This window comes from Kitasatospora sp. NPDC093558 (genome assembly GCF_040683475.1).
GTDB lineage: Bacteria > Actinomycetota > Actinomycetes > Streptomycetales > Streptomycetaceae > Kitasatospora.
Genome location: NZ_JBFBDY010001083.1, coordinates 1 through 1,585 on the forward strand (window position 1 = coordinate 1; position 1,585 = coordinate 1,585).

Annotated in this window: 3 protein-coding genes; 1 reads left to right on the forward strand and 2 read right to left on the reverse strand. The window is 67.2% G+C overall.

Annotation, left to right across the window (positions count from 1 at the left end; translation table 11 throughout):
* Positions 1-193 precede the first annotated feature (193 nt).
* Complete coding sequence (locus AB0O00_RS38675; protein ID WP_363659362.1) at positions 194-415, forward strand: transposase; 222 nt, start codon at positions 194-196, stop codon at positions 413-415.
* 170 nt (positions 416-585) lie between these two features.
* On the opposite strand, the gene AB0O00_RS38680 is transcribed toward AB0O00_RS38675, so the two are convergent.
* Both AB0O00_RS38680 and AB0O00_RS38685 read right to left on the reverse strand, forming a co-directional pair.
* The gene (locus AB0O00_RS38680) at positions 586-1,044 is read right to left on the reverse strand and encodes a hypothetical protein (protein WP_363659360.1); all 459 of its coding nucleotides are present in this window, start codon (positions 1,042-1,044) and stop codon (positions 586-588) included.
* 170 nt (positions 1,045-1,214) lie between these two features.
* Positions 1,215-1,585 (reverse strand): hypothetical protein (locus AB0O00_RS38685; protein WP_363659361.1); only part of this gene is annotated, 371 nt, incomplete at its 5' end.

The window sequence follows — 1,585 nt, forward strand, 5'->3', positions numbered from 1 at the left end:
CCCGCGCTCGCGGGGGTTCCTCCGCCGTCGTTCCGGACTCGGGGGGACTACTCAGTCGGCCCCGCGCTCGCGGGGGTTCCTCCTGGCTCTGGGACGAGCAGGGCGGTGTCAACGGTTCGTGAATTTAGACCCCTTGAGAGTTCTTGGGTTCTAACGCTTGTCGCAACATTCCTTGATCATGATGGGTGTGTTGATGGCGAGGCGGGGACCCAAGCGCAGGCTCGATCTGGAAGCGGAGTACTGGCGACAAAGGCTGGCCGCGATCGTGGTCGTGGCGACCCCGGGCTGTACCTGGCGTCAGCTCCCGCCGGTCTTCGAGGCTTGCTGGCAGACGGTGCACCAGCGTTTCGCAAAGTGGAAGTCAGGGCCAGGCCTGGCCGGCCCCGGATGGATTGGCTTATCCCGGACGAGCTAGGTGCGCGGGGCGAGTTGGACCGGTCGGGGTACGCCAACGATTCTGTGGGTATCCGCGCCCCCAAAGGGGGCCACTGACCGGAGCGAATCCGACCGGCCTGCTCTTCGTGCCACGCGGAGAAGGTCGCCGTCCCGGCGGTTCACTCAGAGGTGGCGACCACCTCCGACACGTCATGCGCAGCCCGTCTCGTCGTCTTCGGCGAGTGATGAACGGACCATGCGTAGATAGGAGGGTGGCAAAAGCGGGTTGTCTGAGGGGGCCATCCAGTCGAATCGACTACGGACGCTGCGCAGGCGGGCAGCAGCACTTTCGGCCTGGGTGGTGCCCATCTTCGCGCGGTGCTCGAGGGCACCGTCGACGATGGCACCCAGCGGCGCGTCGGGAGACTTCCGCCAGCGCTTCGGGCGCCGGCCGTTCATGCGCTCCTCGGCTGCGTCGGCGCGGGCATCGTCGGGTGCGCCCAGGAGTACCGTCAGCGCGGTCTGTGCGTGACGCCGGTTGGCACTGTTGGGGAACCGCTTGTTCCGGCGGATGTTCCTGCGTGAGCTCTTGTCGTTCTCGCCGTAGTTGTTCCGATGGTCTTTGAGGTAGCTCAGCCGCTTCTTTTCCTGGGGTGTCTTGCGCTTCACCGTCCTATTGCCTCCTTCGGCTCCCGAGAGTGCCCAGATTCGGCCAGCCGGGCGAAACGCATCGAGCAGCGGCGCTGGCTGAGCCCAGTCGGCACATATCGATCCATGTCGGCGATCGTAGGCAGCGTCACGAACGTCGAGCAGGCGCTTTTCGACCGGCCTGCGTCCTGTCAGTGCGGCGGCGGACGCCCTTGGAGCCAACGGAGGTAGCCCCCTCGTCGTCGAAGCTCCTCCTGGCGTGCCCGCTCGGCCTCTTCCGCTGCCCGTCGCCGGGCTGCGGCCTCCGGGGACTCGGGGACGGGCGGCGGCGCGGAGATCCTCGGATCGAAGGGCGGCAGTGCACCCGGCTCCCCGGCGCGGCCCGTGGCGATCCACCGGCGCAGAGCGAAGCAGACGACCAGCGGCCAGAGGAGCAGCGCGAGCACCCACAGCATGACAATCGCGGACCAGGCCGAGCCGTGGGTCAGGGAATCCGGCAGAACCGATGCCATCGTCATCAGCAGCACGAGCAACGCCAACCAGGTGCCGATGATCACACCCG